The organism is Arthrobacter sp. TMS2-4 (assembly GCF_054511075.1).
This window is the reverse complement of the sequence record NZ_JBTNDI010000003.1, coordinates 210,088-226,820: the sequence shown is the minus strand read 5'-3', so window position 1 is coordinate 226,820 and position 16,733 is coordinate 210,088. Positions and strand designations below refer to the sequence as shown.

General features: G+C 70.4%; 17 protein-coding genes and 1 pseudogene. All 18 read right to left on the bottom strand.

Annotated elements, in window-relative coordinates:
* Position 1: 1 nt before the first annotated feature.
* Complete coding sequence (gene dhaK / locus ACX80F_RS06590) at positions 2–1,003, bottom strand: dihydroxyacetone kinase subunit DhaK (RefSeq protein ID WP_459335580.1); 1,002 nt, start codon at positions 1,001–1,003, stop codon at positions 2–4.
* A 213-nt stretch (positions 1,004–1,216) separates the two neighbouring features.
* On the bottom strand, positions 1,217–1,393 hold the full coding sequence (locus ACX80F_RS06585) for a CsbD family protein (protein ID WP_459335579.1): 177 nt from the start codon (positions 1,391–1,393) through the stop codon (positions 1,217–1,219).
* A gap of 129 nt (positions 1,394–1,522) precedes the next feature.
* Positions 1,523–2,032 (bottom strand): amino-acid N-acetyltransferase, encoded by a 510-nt coding sequence (locus tag ACX80F_RS06580; RefSeq protein ID WP_459335578.1) that lies wholly within the window; start codon positions 2,030–2,032, stop codon positions 1,523–1,525.
* A 98-nt stretch (positions 2,033–2,130) separates the two neighbouring features.
* A pseudogene (locus ACX80F_RS06575) lies at positions 2,131–2,724 on the bottom strand (bacteriorhodopsin); the annotation flags it as partial.
* A 33-nt stretch (positions 2,725–2,757) separates the two neighbouring features.
* A complete protein-coding gene (locus ACX80F_RS06570) occupies positions 2,758–3,012 on the bottom strand; it encodes a hypothetical protein (protein ID WP_459335577.1) in 255 nt (84 codons plus the stop codon).
* 188 nt (positions 3,013–3,200) lie between these two features.
* Positions 3,201–5,219, bottom strand: coding sequence for a S9 family peptidase (locus ACX80F_RS06565; RefSeq protein ID WP_459335576.1), 2,019 nt, complete (start codon positions 5,217–5,219; stop codon positions 3,201–3,203).
* Positions 5,220–5,376: 157 nt separating this feature from the next.
* Entirely contained in the window at positions 5,377–7,884 is a 2,508-nt protein-coding gene (locus ACX80F_RS06560; RefSeq protein ID WP_459335575.1) for an ATP-dependent Clp protease ATP-binding subunit, read from the bottom strand.
* A 122-nt stretch (positions 7,885–8,006) separates the two neighbouring features.
* On the bottom strand, positions 8,007–8,345 hold the full coding sequence (locus ACX80F_RS06555) for a histone-like nucleoid-structuring protein Lsr2 (RefSeq protein ID WP_459335574.1): 339 nt from the start codon (positions 8,343–8,345) through the stop codon (positions 8,007–8,009).
* 92 nt (positions 8,346–8,437) lie between these two features.
* Entirely contained in the window at positions 8,438–8,632 is a 195-nt protein-coding gene (locus ACX80F_RS06550; RefSeq protein ID WP_459335573.1) for a hypothetical protein, read from the bottom strand.
* Positions 8,629–10,131 (bottom strand): lysine--tRNA ligase, encoded by a 1,503-nt coding sequence (gene lysS / locus ACX80F_RS06545; protein ID WP_459335572.1) that lies wholly within the window; start codon positions 10,129–10,131, stop codon positions 8,629–8,631. The genes ACX80F_RS06550 and lysS overlap by 4 nt, the downstream gene beginning before the upstream one ends.
* Positions 10,132–10,173: 42 nt before the next feature.
* On the bottom strand, positions 10,174–11,100 hold the full coding sequence (panC, locus tag ACX80F_RS06540; RefSeq protein WP_459335571.1) for a pantoate--beta-alanine ligase: 927 nt from the start codon (positions 11,098–11,100) through the stop codon (positions 10,174–10,176).
* A 65-nt stretch (positions 11,101–11,165) separates the two neighbouring features.
* A complete protein-coding gene (locus ACX80F_RS06535; protein ID WP_459335570.1) occupies positions 11,166–12,140 on the bottom strand; it encodes a Rossmann-like and DUF2520 domain-containing protein in 975 nt (324 codons plus the stop codon).
* Positions 12,127–13,902, bottom strand: coding sequence for a PH domain-containing protein (locus ACX80F_RS06530; protein WP_459335569.1), 1,776 nt, complete (start codon positions 13,900–13,902; stop codon positions 12,127–12,129). The genes ACX80F_RS06535 and ACX80F_RS06530 overlap by 14 nt, the downstream gene beginning before the upstream one ends.
* Positions 13,899–14,414 carry a PH domain-containing protein gene (locus ACX80F_RS06525; protein ID WP_459335568.1) on the bottom strand — a complete coding sequence of 172 codons (516 nt, stop codon included), beginning with the start codon at positions 14,412–14,414 and terminating at the stop codon, positions 13,899–13,901. The genes ACX80F_RS06530 and ACX80F_RS06525 overlap by 4 nt, the downstream gene beginning before the upstream one ends.
* Entirely contained in the window at positions 14,407–14,895 is a 489-nt protein-coding gene (locus ACX80F_RS06520) for a DUF3180 domain-containing protein (RefSeq protein ID WP_459335567.1), read from the bottom strand. Before ACX80F_RS06520 ends, ACX80F_RS06525 begins: the two co-directional genes overlap by 8 nt.
* Before the next feature lie 6 nt (positions 14,896–14,901).
* Positions 14,902–15,396, bottom strand: a complete 495-nt coding sequence (gene folK, locus ACX80F_RS06515) for a 2-amino-4-hydroxy-6-hydroxymethyldihydropteridine diphosphokinase (RefSeq protein ID WP_459335566.1) — start codon at positions 15,394–15,396, stop codon at positions 14,902–14,904.
* Complete coding sequence (gene folB, locus ACX80F_RS06510; RefSeq protein ID WP_459335662.1) at positions 15,393–15,794, bottom strand: dihydroneopterin aldolase; 402 nt, start codon at positions 15,792–15,794, stop codon at positions 15,393–15,395. The genes folK and folB overlap by 4 nt, the downstream gene beginning before the upstream one ends.
* Positions 15,795–15,820: 26 nt before the next feature.
* A complete protein-coding gene (folP, locus tag ACX80F_RS06505) occupies positions 15,821–16,732 on the bottom strand; it encodes a dihydropteroate synthase (protein ID WP_459335565.1) in 912 nt (303 codons plus the stop codon).
* Between the last annotated feature and the right edge of the window lies 1 nt (position 16,733).

Here is a 16,733-nt window from a genome sequence, read left to right as displayed (position 1 = left end):
CTCACACCCCCCAGCGCAGTGCGGCGGTGTGCACGGGCGAGTCCCAGAGGTCGAGCATCTCGTCGTCCGCCCGCAGGATCGTCAGCGACGCCCCCTGCATCTCGAGCGCCGTGATGTAGTTGCCGACGAGGGAGCGATCGATGCTCACGCCGAGCCCCTCGAGCAGCTGGGCGACCTTCCGGAACACGATGTACAGCTCACTCGCGGGCGTCCCGCCCATGCCGTTCACCATCACGATCGTGCGGTCGCCGGACGCCAGTCCCAGGTCCGCGAGGATCGGATCCAGGAGCCGCTGCGTGATGCCGTCGGCGTTCTCCATCGCGATCCGGTGCCGGCCGGGTTCCCCGTGGATGCCGACCCCGATCTCGATCTCCTCGTCGGAGAGGTCGAAGCTCGGTACCCCCGCGTGGGGTACGGTGCAGGCCGCGAGGGCCACACCCATGGAGCGGACGTTGTCGATGACGCGCTGCGCGACGGCGGTCACACCGTCGAGATCGTCACCGCGCTCGGCTGCTGCCCCGGCGATCCGCTCCACCAGGACAGTCCCCCCGACGCCGCGCCGGCCCGCCGTGTACAGCGAGTCCTCGACGGCGACGTCGTCGTTCACGAGGACGGAGCGGACGGTGACGCCTTCCGCTTCGGCCATCTCCGCAGCTGTCTCGAAGTTGAGGACGTCCCCGGTGTAGTTCTTCACGATGTGCAGGACGCCCGCACCACCGTTGACCGCCGTGGTCGCCGGGATGATCTGGTCCGGGGTGGGAGAGGTGAAGACGGCCCCCGGGACGGCGGCATCGAGCATGCCGCGCCCCACGAACCCTGCGTGGAGCGGTTCGTGTCCACTGCCGCCCCCGGAGACCAGGCCGACCTTGCCCTGGACGGGGGCGTCCTTGCGGGTGATGAACAGGGGCTCGGGATGGACGGTCACGAGGTCGGCGTGCGCGATGCCGAATCCTTCGACCGACTCGTTGACCACGGCCTTGGGGTCATTGATGAGCTTCTTCATGACGCTGCTCCTTGACTGCGAACGGACACTTTGACAGCCTGCAGCCCGCCTCACCTGGACCACCCTGGCCACTGTGAACGTTACCGCCCGTTGCTGCCCGTGCCTATAGGTCGGCATCGCCCGTTCCCACCCGTTGAACGCCTGAGGGAGGTGCCCTCACGGGCGCCCTCCCTCAGGTGGCCGGACCGCCCCTGGAGGGCGGTCCGCAATGCATCAGTCGCGCTTGAAGGCGTCCTTGACGTTCTCGCCGGCGTCCTTGAGGCTCGAGCTGGCCTGGTCCTTGTGGCCCTCGGCTTCCATGCTCTCGTTGCCGGTCGCCTTGCCCAGGCCTTCCTTGGCCTTGCCGCCGAGGTCTTCGCCCTTGTTCCCGATCTTGTCATCCAGTCCCATAGTTCGGACCTCCTTCAACTCGGTGTACGGCCACCGGTTCCGGCGGCCTGCCTGTCATTCCTGAGGAACGCTAAGCTGTCTTACCTTATCCCCGTGCACGCGGATAAGGCCAGCGCGGCCACCGGCGGGTCACAGCGTCCGGATCATGCGGGTGTTGCCGAGGGTGTTCGGCTTGACCCGTGCGAGGTCGAGGAACTCGGCGACGCCCTCGTCGTGCGACCGGAGGAGCTCGGAGTAGACGCGCGGGTCGACGGCGGACTGGTCGGCCATGACCTCGAACCCGTGACGGCGGAAGAAACCGACCTCGAACGTCAGGCAGAAGACCCTGCTGACACCGAAGGCCCGGGCCTCCTCCAGGAGCTGCTCCACCAGGGCGTGTCCCACGCCGCGCCCCCGGGCGGCGGGCGAGGTCACGAGCGTGCGCACCTCCGCCAGGTCCTCCCACATCACGTGCAGCGCTCCGCATCCGAGCACCTCGCCCCCGTCGGCCTCCGCGATCCGGAACTCTGGCAGGCCCTCGTAGTACGCCACCGTCTCCTTGGCCATGAGGATGCGCTCCTCGGCGAGCGGCTCGACGAGGGCCTTGATGGCGGGGACGTCCGAGGTGCGGGCGGGGCGGATGGTGAAGGGCTCGGTCATTCACCCCACTCTACTGAGCCCCACCACGCAGCAGGCCCGACCGGGATCTCCCGGTCGGGCCTGCTGCGGTCCCGCGGTCAGGCGGTCCGGTCGTGCGGTCAGGCCACTTCGTCCGCCTCGCGACGCTGCGACCGCGCCGGCTGCGCTGCAGCGCTGCGGCGCCCGGGCTGCAGGTCGTCGTCGTCGTCGAAGCCCCGTTCGATCGCGGCGAACGAAGGGTCGTCCGCGTAGGACTTCAGCTTCGCCAGGCGGTAGATGATCAGTGCGTAGACCGCCTTGGCCGCGATGTCCGCGAGCGAGTAACCGGCTTGCTTGAGCACCCAGGAGTCCGCGCCGGAGATGCCCAGCAACGGCAGGGCGTAGGCCACCGGGTAGACGAGCCAGCTGACCAGGAGCAGGACCCGCAGCTGGCTGATCAGGGCCTTGACGCCGGCGGGCTGCCGGTCGAGGGATTTCGTCAGCTCGACGAACAGCACGTACAGGATGTACAGGAACGGGATGGTCGAGAGCACGCCCCACAGCACCCGGGCACCGTCGGTCGTGCTGATCTCCCCGGGGTACCCGAGGAGGATCATCAGGGTCGCGGCGGGAATCAGCTTCCACAGCAACGTCCTCTGCACCGCGGCCGCCAGGGCCAGCACGGCGATGAGTTCCACCAGCAGGAGCGGGACCGTCAGCAGCCAGTCGACGTAGCGGTACCCCTCGTTGAAGGAGGCCCCGGGCGCCTAGACATAGGTGCCACGGCCACCGACGGCGTCGGTGACGAAGGCGTCCCTGAACGAGTCGAAGATGCGGAAGTAGTGGTACGCCGCGATCCCACAGACCACGGCCGCGATGATCAGTGCCTGCCGGTACCGGGGCAGCACCCGCTGGAGAGCGAGGATCAGGAAGAGTGCGGTGAACAACTGGGCTGCGATGACGAGCGACAGGAAGTTGTAGACCGTATCGAATTGGCCCTGCGTGAGGGCGTCAGGAATCATGGACGTGCTCCTTCGGACGGGATGAAAGCGTCGAACCCTGCACCCCGGTGAACCGGAAAGGAGCCCGTTCCACTCGGAGCTTGCATATATTCTACGGTCTGTAGAAAAGTTGTCCAGAGGTCGCGGTTCATGATTTCCGCCTCCTGCCGGGGCCGGGAGAGCCGGTGGAGCGTCCCGACCCCGCGGGCCTACAGTCCGAGCTCGAGCGGTAGTTCGCGCTCCTCCCCCAGGAGATGGGCAGCGAGGAACGACTCGACGACCCCGTACCAGATCCGGGCATGCTGGGGTTTCAGGATCCAGTGGTTCTCATCGGGGAAGTAGAGGAAGCGGTGGGGCGTCTCGCCACCCTCGCCGGCCGCGAGCTTCGACTGCGACAGCAGCTCGTACCAGAGCCGGAGTCCCTCTCCGATGGGCACGCGGTAGTCCTTGTCCCCGTGGATGACGAGCATCGGCGTTGCGATCTCCGCGACGTGGTGGTGCGGGGAGTTCTCCTCCCTGGCCTCGGGCGTCATCTCCCGCTCCCAGTAGAAGGCGGCGTCGGTGGTGGGACCGAACTGGTCGAGCGCCCAGAGGCTCGCATGGGTGATGATCGCCGCGAAGCGGTCGGTGTGTCCGGCCACCCAGTTCGCCATGTAGCCACCGAAGCTGCCACCCATCGCGGCGACCCGCGTCGGATCGATGTCCTGACGCGCCACGAGCGTGTCCGTGGCGGCCATCAGGTCCGTATAGGGCGCGCGTCCCCACTGCCCCCACCCGCGGTCGACCATGTGCTGGCCGTACCCCGTGGAGAGCGCCGGATCGGGCAGCAGGACGGCGTAGCCGCGGGCCGCCATGATCCACGGCGACCAGCGCCAGGTCCAGGCGTTCCACGAACCGATCGGCCCACCGTGGATCCACAGCAGGGCCGGGGCAGGACGATCGGCGGAGGCCCCCTCCGGGAGCACGAGCCAGGACCTGACGGGCTGGCCGTCCTCGCCGACGGACTCGATGCGCTCGAGGGAACCGGGCACCGCGGGGCGCTCCGTCGGGTTGAGCAGGCGCTCCGTCCGGCCGGTCGCGAGGTCGATGCGGACCGCCTCCGCCGGGAACAGGTAGGAGCTGCGCAGCGCGTAGACGGTGGCGCCGTCGGGGGACACGCGGACGTCCGTGTAGGCGGCGGCGTCCTCCGTCACCCGGCGCACGGCCCCTGAGGCGACGTCGATGAGAAAGACCGGGGCCGCGCCGTCGTCGTCGGCCGTCACCAGGAGGGCCGACCCATCGGGCAGCCAGGCGGCGGGCGACGGCCAGCGGTCCCAGTCCTCCGCCAGCGCCACGGGCTCTCCGCCGTCCAGCGGGAGCAGCAGCAGGCTGGTCCGCGGTGCGAGCTCGGCGGTCGTACGCCGGTCCCTGACGACGACGAGGAAGCGTCCGTCGGGGCTGACGGGCCCCGGGGAGTAGTCGTTCCCCCGGTCGTCGAGGAGCACGGTGAGTTCCTTGGTGGAGACGTCCACCCGGACGAGCACCGCACGCTGGGACCCGCGCTCCTCCGGCAGGGTGAGGGAGGAGAACAGTGCGGTTCCGTCGGGCGCGAGCACCGGATGGGCGTCCCTGAGGCCTCCCCGGGCGGACGGGACGAGGTCGTCCAGCGACCCCTCGCCGTCGAGGTCCCTGAGCCCGAAGTAGCGCGGCTCGCCGGGGCCAAGATCGGCGTCCCAGTAGCGGACGGGATACCCGGAATGCAGGATGGCGGCGACGCCGGCCTCCTTGCGGGCCTTCCGGCGCTCGGCGTCGTCCTCCTCGTTCGCGGACCCGGCGAGCGCATCGCCCGTCACGACGACGACGTCGGCCGCCTCCGCCGCCGCCACCCCGGCCACCCCGCCCGCGCGGGTCAGCACGAGGGAGGCCTCACCGCCTGTGGCCGGGAGGCGCCAGAGAGCCGGTCGCTTCTCGCCGTCGGCGTCGTCCGGGTCCGGCCGCGACGAGGTGAACAGCAGGTCGCCGCTGGCGTGGAACGCCGCGCCGGACTCGCCGGCGGAGCTGCGCGTGAGCCGCCGGGCCGGCTGCTTACCGGCCGGGTCGATCTCCCAGAGCGCCGTCTGGTACGCGGTCTTCTTCGGATCGAGGGTGGCCAGGGAGGTCACGAGCCGCGTGCCCTCCCGGTTGAGGACGAGCCCGCTCTGGCGGGGCAGGGCGACGAAGTCGTCGAGGGATGAGAAGGGGGTGGTCATGTCTCATCTCTACCACCGGCCTGTGGTCGAGGTCACAGGCGTTCACTCAGGGACGAATCCGTTGCCATGGGCACCCAACCGGCGAAGGTGCCGGAGAACAGCGAACCCGCCCTGGGAGCCCAGGGCGGGTTCGGATGCTGCCGTCGGAGCGGCGAGGCTACTCGGGGACGGTCGCCTCGATGGCGGCCGGGGCGTCCTCGATCTCCTTCGGGGCGCCGTGTCCGACGAAGGTGAAGCGCGCGTCCACACCCTCGCCCTCCACGTCGATGTCGATCCGCTCGCCCGACTTGATCTCGCCGAAGAGGATCTTCTCGGAGAGCTGGTCCTCGATCTCGCGCTGGATGGTGCGGCGCAGCGGCCGCGCACCCATCGCCGGGTCGTAGCCGCGGGTCGCGAGAAGCACCTTGGCTGCGGGCGTGAGGTCGATCGTCATGCCCTTGTCGGCCATGCGGCCACTCAGGCGCTCGAGGAACAGGTCCACGATCTGGACGATCTCGTCCTGCGTGAGCTGCGGGAACACCACGGTGTCGTCCACACGGTTGAGGAACTCCGGGCGGAAGTGCTGCTTGAGCTCCTCCTGCACCTTGGCCTTCATCCGGTTATAGCTCGTGCTGGTGTCGGTGCCGGACTGGAAGCCCGTCATGACGCCCTTCGAGATGTCCCGCGTACCGAGGTTGGTGGTCATGATGATCACGGTGTTCTTGAAGTCCACCATGCGGCCCTGGCTGTCCGTCAGGCGGCCGTCCTCGAGGATCTGCAGGAGCGAGTTGAAGAGATCGGCGTGTGCCTTCTCCACCTCGTCGAAGAGCACCACGGAGAACGGCTTGCGGCGGACCTTCTCGGTCAGCTGTCCGCCCTCCTCGTAGCCCACGTAGCCCGGGGGGGCACCGAAGAGCCGCGAGACGGTGTGCTTCTCGGAGTACTCGGACATGTCCAGCGTGATGAGGGCGTCCTCCTCACCGAAGAGGAACTCGGCGAGGGCCTTGGCGAGCTCCGTCTTACCCACACCGGTGGGACCGGCGAAGATGAAGGAACCGCCCGGACGCTTCGGGTCCTTGAGGCCGGCCCGCGTGCGGCGGATGGCCTGGGAGATGGCCTTGATGGCCTCGTTCTGCCCGATGACCCGCTTGTGCAGCTCGGCCTCCATGTTGAGTAGTCGCGAGGACTCGGCCTCGGTCAGCTTGAACACGGGGATCCCGGTGGAGTTGGCGAGCACCTCGGCGATGAGTTCCTCATCCACCTCGGCGATGTCGTCCAGTCCACCCGACTTCCAGCGGCGCTCCTTGTCGCTGCGCTCGTCGTGGAGCTTCTGCTCCTTGTCGCGCAGCGCCGCAGCGCCCTCGAAGTCCTGGGAATCGATGGCCGATTCCTTCTCGCGCTTGACGTTCGCGATGCGCTCGTCGATCTCCTTGAGCTCGGGCGGCGCGGTCATCCGGCGGATGCGCAGGCGCGCGCCCGCCTCGTCGATGAGGTCGATCGCCTTGTCCGGCAGGAACCGGTCCGAGATGTACCGCTCGGCCAGCGTCGCCGCGCTGGCCAGCGCGCCGTCGGTGATCGACACGCGGTGGTGCGCCTCGTAGCGGTCACGCAGGCCCTTGAGGATCTCGATCGCGTGCGCCACGGAGGGCTCGGCGACCTGGATGGGCTGGAAGCGGCGCTCGAGGGCTGCGTCCTTCTCGATGTGCTTGCGGTACTCGTCCAGGGTGGTCGCGCCGATCGTCTGCAGTTCCCCACGCGCGAGCATGGGCTTCAGGATCGATGCGGCGTCGATGGCACCCTCGGCGGCACCTGCCCCGACGAGGGTGTGGATCTCGTCGATGAACAGGATGATGTCACCGCGGGTGCGGATCTCCTTGAGGACCTTCTTGAGGCGTTCCTCGAAGTCACCGCGGTAGCGCGACCCGGCGACGAGGGACCCGAGATCGAGCGTGTAGAGCTGCTTGTCCTTGATGGTCTCGGGCACGTCGCCGCGCACGATCGCCTGGGCGAGGCCCTCGACGACGGCGGTCTTGCCGACGCCGGGCTCACCGATCAGCACGGGGTTGTTCTTGGTACGGCGGGAGAGGACCTGCATGACGCGTTCCATCTCCTGCTCGCGCCCAATCACGGGGTCCAGCTTGGACTCGCGGGCAGCCTGGGTCAGGTTGCGGCCGAACTGGTCCAGGACCACGGACCCGGCGGGGGTTCCCTCCTGCTGGGGGCCGCCCGCGGCAGCGGGCTCCTTGCCCTGGTACCCGGACAGCAGCTGGATGACCTGCTGGCGGACCCGGTTGAGGTCCGCACCGAGCTTGACGAGGACCTGGGCGGCGACGCCCTCGCCCTCGCGGATGAGACCGAGCAGGATGTGCTCGGTGCCGATGTAGTTGTGGCCGAGCTGGAGGGCTTCCCGCAGGGAGAGCTCCAGGACCTTCTTGGCGCGGGGGGTGAACGGGATATGACCGGACGGGGCCTGCTGGCCCTGGCCGATGATCTCCTGCACCTGCTCCCGCACGGCACCCAGCGAGATGCTGAGCGACTCCAGCGCCTTGGCGGCGACACCCTCACCCTCATGGATCAGGCCAAGCAGGATGTGCTCGGTGCCGATGTAATTGTGGTTGAGCATGCGGGCCTCTTCCTGGGCCAGCACAACAACACGACGGGCACGATCTGTAAATCTCTCGAACATCAGACACACACTCCTAGCTAACGCGTATTTCGATGCTACGGGTCCGGGGTGTGCTTTGGGCACGTGTTCGCCACAGGCGAGATAACGCCGGGGCATCCGCCCCGGCGTCGTCCCGGGGTGGGTCAGCGCTGGGCGGCCTTGTACGCCTCGACGATCTCGCTGTTCACGCGGCCGCGGGAGGACACGTTGTAGCCGTTCTCCTTCGCCCACTCCCGGATCCGGGCGGCTTCCTGGTTGCGCGAGGGCGACGACGACGCGCTCGAGGTGTTCGATCGCTGCTTCGACTGGCCACCGCGGCGGGCCTTGTCGACGTAACCGGACAACGCCGACCGCAGTTCCGCGGCGTGCGCCTCGGAGAGGTCGATCTCGTACTGCACGCCGTCGAGCCCGAACCGCACGGTTTCGTCGGCTTCTCCGCCGTCGATGTCATCGATGAGAATGATGTTTACCTTCTGTGCCACGGTGCTCTCCTGAAATTCCTCGATATGAATGCGCTCAATCAATTATGCGGCACCGTCAGATCGAGGTCAAAGAAGGAAATTCTGTTTGTGGACTAGTTTTCCCGCTCGCCCTTTTCCTCGTCCGCCGTTTCCCGGCTCCGCGCGTCCTCGGCGTCCTGCAATTCCTCCGCACGCGCCATGGCCTCCCGCTCGGCCCGGTCCGCATTGAATATGGCCTTGATCACGAAGTAGAAAAGCACGGCCAGGCATATCGAGGGCAGGAGGACCGCCACATATTCCACGGTCACTGCCCCCCTTCCGGCTTGAGAATGGGGAAGAGGATGGACTCGCGAATTCCGACGTTCGTGAAAAGCATGACGAGGCGGTCGATCCCGAGCCCGATGCCACCCATGGGCGGGGCACCGTATTCGAGCGCCCGGAGGAAATCCTCGTCCAGCTGCATGGCGTCGTGGTCGCCGGCTGCGGCCTGGCGTGACTGCTCCGTGAGCCGCTCCCGCTGGATGACCGGGTCGATGAGCTCGGAGAAGGCCGTTCCGCGTTCCATGCCGCCGATGATCAGGTCCCAGGCCTCGATCAGTCGCGGGTCGTCGCGGTGCGGACGGGCGAGCGGCTGGGCGGAGGGCGGGTAGTCGTAGACGAAGGTCGGCTGGATGAGCGTGGGCTCCACGATCTCCGAGAACAGTTCGAGCACGATCTTCTCGGCACCCCACGCCGGGTCGAGGGAGACCTCGTGCTGCCCGGCGATGGAGCGGAGATCCTCCACCGGGGTGTCCGGCGTGACCTCCCGGCCGATGGCCGAGGACAGGCCCGGGTAGACACCGAGCCAGGCCCACTCACCGTCGAGCTCGATCGTGCCCTTCGCCGTCTCGATGGTGCGGGACCCGAGCAGGTCGGCGCACGCGAGGATGATCTCCTTCATGCGGTCGGCCATGACGAACTGGTCCGCGTAGGCCTCGTAGCACTCGAGCATCGTGAATTCCGGGCTGTGCGTGGAATCGACGCCTTCGTTGCGGAAGATGCGCCCGATCTCGTAGACGCGGTCGATCCCGCCGACGACCGCGCGCTTGAGGTACAGCTCGAGGGCGATCCGGAGGGTCATCTTCTGGTCGAACGCGTTGAGGTGCGTCTCGAACGGACGGGCCGTGGCGCCGCCGTGGACGAGCTGGAGGACGGGGGTCTCCACCTCGATGTAGTCGCGGCGGTTGAGGGTCTCCCGGACGGTCCGCGTGATGGCGGCGCGCGTGCGCACCATCTGGCGGGCTTCCTCGCGCACCATGAGGTCGACGTAGCGCTGGCGCACGCGCGTCTCCTCGTTGACGCCGGTGTGCAGCGTGGGCAGCGGGCGGAGGGCCTTCGATGCCATGGTCCACGAGTCGGCCATGACGGACAGTTCACCGCGGCGGGAGCTGATGACCTCGCCATGCACCTGGACGTGGTCGCCGAGGTCCACGAGCGCCTTCCACTCGGCGAGGCGGTCGGCGCCGATCTCTGCGAGGCTCAGCATGACCTGGAGCCGGGTGCCGTCGCCTTCCTGCAGTGTCGCGAAGCACAGCTTGCCCGAGTTCCGGAGGAAGACCACGCGGCCGACGACGGCGGCGAGCTTCCCGCTCGACTCCCCCGTCTCGAGTCCGGCGAACTGGTCGCGGATCTCCACCAGGGAGTGCGAGCGCTCCGGCCGGACCGGGTACGGCTCGGTTCCGGCGTCGAGCAGGGCTGCGCGCTTCTGCAGGCGGAAGCGCATCTGCTCGTTGAGGTCGTCCGCGGGGAGGGTGTCGTCGTGGGTCACGGTAGACAAGTTTACGGCTCCCGTCCGGGCGTCCGGTGCGCGTCAGCGTCGGGCCGGCAGGAGGATGTTGTCGATCAGCCGGACGGCGCCCACGCGGACGGCGACGACGGCGAGGGCCGCGTGCGGCTCCGGGCCGGTCCCGCCCGCCGGAGCGAACGAGGCCGGGTCGACGACGTCGAGGTAGTCGAGGTCCACCCTCTCCTCGGCGGTGATCTGCGCTCGGGCGGCGGCGAGGTCGAGCGGTTCACCGCTCGCGGCCCGGTCGCGAAGTGCGGCCAGTGCCCGCGACAGGACCAGGGCGCCGGCCCGTTCGTCGGCGGCCAGGAACCGGTTCCTGCTCGACAGCGCGAGGCCGTCGGCGTCGCGCACGATCGGCACGCCCTCGACGACCACGGGGAGGTTGAGGTCCACCACCATCCGGCGGATGAGGGCCAGTTGCTGGGCGTCCTTCTCGCCGAAGTAGGCCCGGTACCGGGCGCGGGTGGCGGGCTGCGCGAGGTTGAGGAGCTTGGCGACGACGGTCAGCATGCCGTCGAAGTGGCCCGGCCGCGAGGCCCCCTCGAAGACCGTGCCCATCGGGCCGGCGCTCACGCGGACCAGCGGCTCCCCGCCCGGGTACATGTCCTCCACAGCCGGGGCGAACACGATGTCGACCCCCTCCGCGCCGAGCAGCCGCAGGTCCTCGTCGAGCGTGCGCGGGTAGCGGTCGAGATCGGCCTGGTCGCCGAACTGGAGGGGATTGACGAAGATGGACGCGACGACGACGTCGTCGGCGGCGCGCGCGGCACGGGCGAGCGCGGCGTGGCCGGCATGCAGGCCCCCCATGGTGGGGACGAGCCCGAGCGATGGCCGATCATCCGCCGCCCCGCGGGAGGCGGCGTCCAGCAGGGCGGTCGCGGCCACACGGAGGTCCGCGGGGGTGGAGACGAGGAGCGGGGTGGCCGGGCTGTCGGGGCCGGACGGGATCACGGAGGGTCCTTCGGGAAGTGGTGGGACGGCCGACGCGCGGTTGCGGTCCGCCGGTGCGGGGAACGTCAGGAGGACCCGGCGTCGGGAACGCCGGGAGCGCCGCGACCGCCGGAGGTGTGGGGACCGGACGGCCCGCCCCCGCCCGGTGCGTCCGCGAGGATCGCGAGGATCGCCTCGCCCTGGGCGGGCGAGAGGACGCCCCGTTCGATGGCGCGCACAGCCGTTGCCCGCGCCATGCCCAGGTAGGCCTGGCGGACGTCCGCCGCGTCGTGGGCGTCGAGCGCCCCGCGGTGGGCCCGGATCGTTGCGGCGTCGCCGCGGGCCACCGGGCCGGTCAGGGCGCCCTCGCCCGAGGACAGCGCGTTCTCGAGGGAGGCCTTCATGAGGGGGCCGAGGAGGCGGTCGGGCTGCTGGACGCCGAGATCCGCGAGGAGCTGGGCGGACTGGGCGGCGATGGTGACGAGATGGTTCGACGCGTGGGCCAGGGCCGCGTGGTACAGCGCCCGCGACTCCTCCTCGATGACCACCGGTTCGGCGCCCATCTCGACGACGAGCGCCTGCGCGATCGGCAGGACGGCGGACGGTGCGGTGACCCCGAACACGCTGTCCGGCAGGCGTCCGAGATCGAGCGAGAGCCCGGTGAAGGTCATGGCCGGGTGGATCGCCAGCGGGATGGCCCCGGCCGCGCGTGCCGGAGCCAGCACGGAGGTGCCGTATCGCCCGGAGGTATGGACCACGAGCTGCCCGGCCTGCCAGGCGCCGAGCCGGGCGAGCCCTTCGACCAGGTCCGGCAGGGCGTCGTCGGGCACCGTGAGCAGCACGAGCTCGGCCCGCTCGATGATGTCCGGGATCTCGAGCACCGGCACCCCGGGCAGCAGGTTCTCGGCCCGCTCCAGGCTGGCCTCGGAGACGGCGGAGACCCCGACGACGGCATGCCCGGCCGACCGCAGGGCAGCGCCCAGCACGGAGCCGACCCGGCCCGCACCCACGATGCCGACGCCGAGCCGACCGGGGCGCCGGGACGCGTCAGTGCCGGCCATCGGGGACCTCCTCCGCGTTCCCCGGCGACGGCGTGTAGCGCGGTGCGACGGGCATCACCTGATGGGGAGCCGGCGATGCCGGCCCGGGCTGCCGGCCGGTGTGCGGCGGCGTGCCGTCGGGCGGCCCGCCGTCGGAGGGAGGTCCAGCCGGGGACGGCGCGTCGTCGCCTGGTGGCCCGGCCGGGGCCGGCGCGCCATCACCGGCGAGCGGAGCACGGTCCTGAAGCGGCGGCACAGCGGGGTACGCCGGGGCATCGGTCGGCGGCGCAGCGGTCGGCAACGCTTCCTCCGGTAGAGGCCGCATCCACTGTTCGGGCCCGCTGCGGCGCCGCGCCTCGGCGGCACGCGCCGCCTGCCCGTGGAACAGTTCCCACGCCGTCGGTGCGTCCGCGAGGCTCACGCGCGGGCTGACGGGACCGGGCGTCGTGTGCAGGACCAGATGGGCCACGCGGAAGCGGCGATCCACGGGTCCCTGCTCGATCGCCAGCGACTGGGTCCGCGCGTGCGGGACGACGGCGAGCCGCCGCCACAGGACGCCGGAGCGCAGGAGCAGGGCCGTGGCGGTCACCGCGAACCCGGTGCGGCGCCAGGCCAATGGCGCGAGCCACCGTGCGCGGCGGGGCGTGGTGACGAACCCCTCCCCGCCGTCGCGGCCCGCCATCCCGGCGGCGAAGAGTTCGACGGGCCGGTCCGTGCCCGGATCGGGCAGGACGAGGGCGAGGATCTGCAGCACCTCGTCGCGCGTCCCGACGGGCAGGAGGGTGGCCCGGGCCTGACCCTCGTTCGACGCCGACGCGCCGTACCCGGCAACGTTCGCGGTCACGCGGTACCACCCCTTGAGCCGCCACAGGGGCGACTGCACGATGCCCAGCGCCTGCACGCGCCCGGGAGGTACGGTCTGCGCGCGGGTGTCCAGCAGGCCGTAGCGGAGGCGGAGGCCGTCGGGGGAGGTCGCCGCCCGGAAGTTGTATCCCGTGCTGAGGGACGACCAGTAGGATCCGGCCACGCCGATCAGGATCGGGATGAACGACGTCGCCACGACCGGCGTCTCGAACACCACGCCGAGGGTGATGATGACGACAGTGGCCACCACGAGGGCGATGCTCGTCCCGGACAGGAGCGTGGATCCGACGACCCGGCCGGGCGGGACCACCACCACCTCGCGTTCGGGGGCCTCGATGATCTCGTCGGGGTGGTCCGGGTCCGGCTCCACTCCTGCGGCCCGGGCGAGGATCATGGCGCGCAGGCGGCGGGCGTCGTCGAGCTTCAGGAAGGCGAGCCGGACCGCCGACTCCCCGGCGTCGGCCACCTCGAACTTGAGTTCCGCGAGTCCGAAGACGCGGGCGAGGAACGGCTGCACGATGTCGATGGCCTGGACCCTGTCCAGCCTCGCCTGCCGCTGCTGGCGGAAGACGACGCCGGAGTGCACGCGGACGTGGTCACGCGTGATCTGGTAGCGGGTGCAGTACCAGGACAGGAGGAACGCGCCGGCGATGATGACGACGACGCCCAGCAGGATCCCGACGGCCGCGAGGAGGCCCAGCCCCTCGGGCAGGGGCGACCGCTCGCGCGCCCCCGGGCCGAACAGTCCCTCGAACCAGTCCCGACCCACGAAGTAGAGGATCGCTACGAGGGCGATCCAGCCGCGTACGAGCGGGGAGATGACGTGGACGCGCAGCCAGCCTCCGCCGGGATCCGCCGGCGGGGCGTCGCCGGACGCGGGCCGCGGCGCCTCGAGCGGCGGTTGCTGCGGCTGCGTCACAGCCCTGCCAGCCGGGCTTGCCCGCGCGCGGACAGCTGCTCGCGCAGCCTGGCGCCCTCATCGGTCGGCAGCCCGGGGATCTCGGCGTTCGTGGCGGGGGACGCGGTGTGGAGCTTGAGGGTGCAGATCCCGAAGGCCCGCTCGAGGGGGCCGACGGCGACGTCGACGTACTGCATCCGGCCGTAGGGCACCACCATGGTGCGCTGGAAGATCACGCCGTGACGCACGAGGAGGTCGTCGTCGCGCTCGGCGTAGCCGATCGCGGCGACCTGGCGCGGGAGGAGCAGCCCCCGCCACACCACGCCGATGAACACGGCGCCGGGCAGCAGCCAGGCCAGCCAGAGCGGAGGGAAGGACTCCCAGACCCCGGTGAGGCGCAGGACGAGCGGGACGCAGGCCAGGGCCAGCCAGACCAGCGATCCGATGAGCCAGCCGAGCACACGGACCCGCAGGTACTTCGGCGACACCCTGGACCACGCGAGCCCGGATGGATCGATCGGTTCCCTACGCATATTCCCCCTCGCTCTCCTCACCTGTCGCCCCCGTACCGTCGTCGTCGGACGGGAGCCGGCAGAAGTCCTCGACCACCAATCCCACCATAATCATCACTATTCCGCCTGCCATGAGGGCCACAGACCCCCAGAGGGGCGCCGTGGCGGCGCGGACAGACAGGAGCACCACCTGGTCCACGAAGATCCCCGCGTGCCAGCCGAGGCTCACCGCGCCGGCGTAGGCGCACGCCTGAGCGAGGACGAGCGTGCGGGTGGCGAGGATCGGATCGAGCGGCCGGTCGCGTTTGCCGTTGCGCCAGCGCAGCACGCGCCGCCCGAACACCAGGGTGATCGCGATGATCGCCGCCGTGGTGACGAGGGATGTCAGCGGGAGGGCCGGTGTGCCGTAGCCGTTGCGGGTGGCGAACCAGTTGACCAGCCAGCCGGCGAGACCGGCCACCAGTCCCACGAGGGCCAGCCAGCGGAACCGAAGGGAGCTCACGGCGTCCTAGACTTCCTCGAACGGCACCAGACCCGCACGGTCCTCGGCCTCCGCAGCGAGGTCGGCCACGCGTCGTCCCCCGAGTTCGGCCCCGGCGTCCATCCACGCCCAGGGCTGCAGGACGAACGCGCGGGTCGCAGCGCGTGGGTGCGGGACGGTCAGGGTCTCGTCGTCGGAGACCCAGCTCCCGTAGGTGATGATGTCGATGTCGAGCGTCCGCGGACCCCAGCGCACGGTGCGCGTGCGGTGGTGGCGTTCCTCGACGGCCTGGCAGTGGGCCAGCAGCTCGTACGGTCCCAGATCCGTCTCGATCTCGATGACCATGTTGAGGTAGTCGGGCTGCTCCGGGCCGCCGACGGGTTCGCTGCGCACCACGGGCGAGACGGCGCGCAGGCGGACGTCGTCGGACCCGACGAGGTCCGCGACCGCACGCACCAGGGTGTCTCGGCTGGCCCCGAGGTTGCTGCCGAGGGCCAGCACGGACCGCACCGTGCTGCTCATGCCCGGCTCCTGCGCAGCGTCACGGCGACGTCGCCGAACGGGACCGCGATGGGGGCCTTCGGCTTGTGGACGGTGACGTCGACGGCCGCCACGGCGAACGCGGCGAGGATCGCGGCGGCGACCGCCTCGGCGAGGGCCTCGATGAGGTCGAAGGGATCGCCCTCGATGATGCCGTGCACCAGTTCCGCGACCTCGCCGTAGTGGGCGGTCCGGGCGAGGTCGTCGCTCGTCCCGGCCGGCTGCAGGTCGAGGTGGAGCGTGAGGTCCACCGCGAAGGGCTGGCCGTCGCGGCGTTCGTGCTCGAAGACGCCGTGGTAGCCCGTGGCCGTGATGCCCGTGAGCGTGACGGCGTCGAGATCCCCCGAGGGCGAGCCTGACCGGCCGGGGGCCGGCGGCACGGTCGCGGCCGTGGTTGCGGCCGTGGTCACGGCCGCAGGCCGGCGGCGGCTGCGACCTTGACGGCGTCGAGCGTCGCGGCAGGATCATGGACCCGGACACCCCAGGTGCCGGCTGCGGCGGCCAGGGTCGCGACGGCGAGGGAGGCGTGGTCGCGCTCCACGGGCGCCGCCGTCTTCCCCGCGGAGGTCAGCAGGGTCCCGAGGAACCGCTTCCGGGAAGCACCCACGAGGACGCGGTGCCCGAGGTCGGTGAAGGCGTCCAGGTTCCGGAGGATCTCCCAGTTCTGTTCGTCGGTCTTCGCGAAACCCAGCCCCGGGTCGAGGATGATCTGCTCGGCGGCGACACCCGCCGCGACGAAGCGGTCCCGCAGCGCGGTGAGTTCGCGCACCACGTCGGCGACGACGTCGTCGTACTCCGTCAGGGCGCCCATGGTCGCGGCGGTGCCGCGGCGGTGCGTGAGGATGTAGGGGACCTCGCGCTCGGCGACCAGCGCCGGCATCGCGTCCTCGTAGCCTGCACCCGAGATGTCGTTCACGATCGCGGCACCGGCGTCCAGGGCCTGCCGGGCGGTCTCCGCGTGCATGGTGTCGATGCTCACGAGCGCTCCGGCCTTCACGAGCGCCTTGATGACGGGCAGGACGCGGGCCAGCTCCTCCTCGACCGGTACGTCGCGGGCGTTGGGGCGCGTGGATTCCCCGCCGACGTCGATGATGTCCGCTCCGCCGTAGTGCATCCGCAGCCCGTGGCCGATGGCGTCGTCCGTCGTGGCGTACCGCCCGCCGTCGCTGAAGGAGTCGGGGGTGACGTTCAGGATACCGAGGACGACCGCGCGGTCCGACGGAAGATCACGGACCGTCCTGGGGACGCGGACGGGCCGGATGACAGGCAGCGGCGAGGTCGCCGGGCCGGTTCCGGGCGTTGCGGCGAGTGAATCCATC

Bases quoted from the DNA above. Each gene is read 5' to 3' on its own strand.
- ACX80F_RS06565 (WP_459335576.1), bottom strand. From the start codon at position 5,219: ATGACCACCCCCTTCTCATCCCTCGACGACTTCGTCGCCCTGCCCCGC.
- ACX80F_RS06535 (WP_459335570.1), bottom strand. From the start codon at position 12,140: ATGGCCGGCACTGACGCGTCCCGGCGCCCCGGTCGGCTCGGCGTCGGC.
- folK (WP_459335566.1), bottom strand. From the start codon at position 15,396: ATGAGCAGCACGGTGCGGTCCGTGCTGGCCCTCGGCAGCAACCTCGGG.
- ACX80F_RS06585 (WP_459335579.1), bottom strand. From the start codon at position 1,393: ATGGGACTGGATGACAAGATCGGGAACAAGGGCGAAGACCTCGGCGGC.
- ACX80F_RS06525 (WP_459335568.1), bottom strand. From the start codon at position 14,414: ATGCGTAGGGAACCGATCGATCCATCCGGGCTCGCGTGGTCCAGGGTG.
- folP (WP_459335565.1), bottom strand. From the start codon at position 16,732: ATGGATTCACTCGCCGCAACGCCCGGAACCGGCCCGGCGACCTCGCCG.
- dhaK (WP_459335580.1), bottom strand. From the start codon at position 1,003: ATGAAGAAGCTCATCAATGACCCCAAGGCCGTGGTCAACGAGTCGGTC.
- ACX80F_RS06570 (WP_459335577.1), bottom strand. From the start codon at position 3,012: ATGATTCCTGACGCCCTCACGCAGGGCCAATTCGATACGGTCTACAAC.
- ACX80F_RS06580 (WP_459335578.1), bottom strand. From the start codon at position 2,032: ATGACCGAGCCCTTCACCATCCGCCCCGCCCGCACCTCGGACGTCCCC.
- ACX80F_RS06560 (WP_459335575.1), bottom strand. From the start codon at position 7,884: ATGTTCGAGAGATTTACAGATCGTGCCCGTCGTGTTGTTGTGCTGGCC.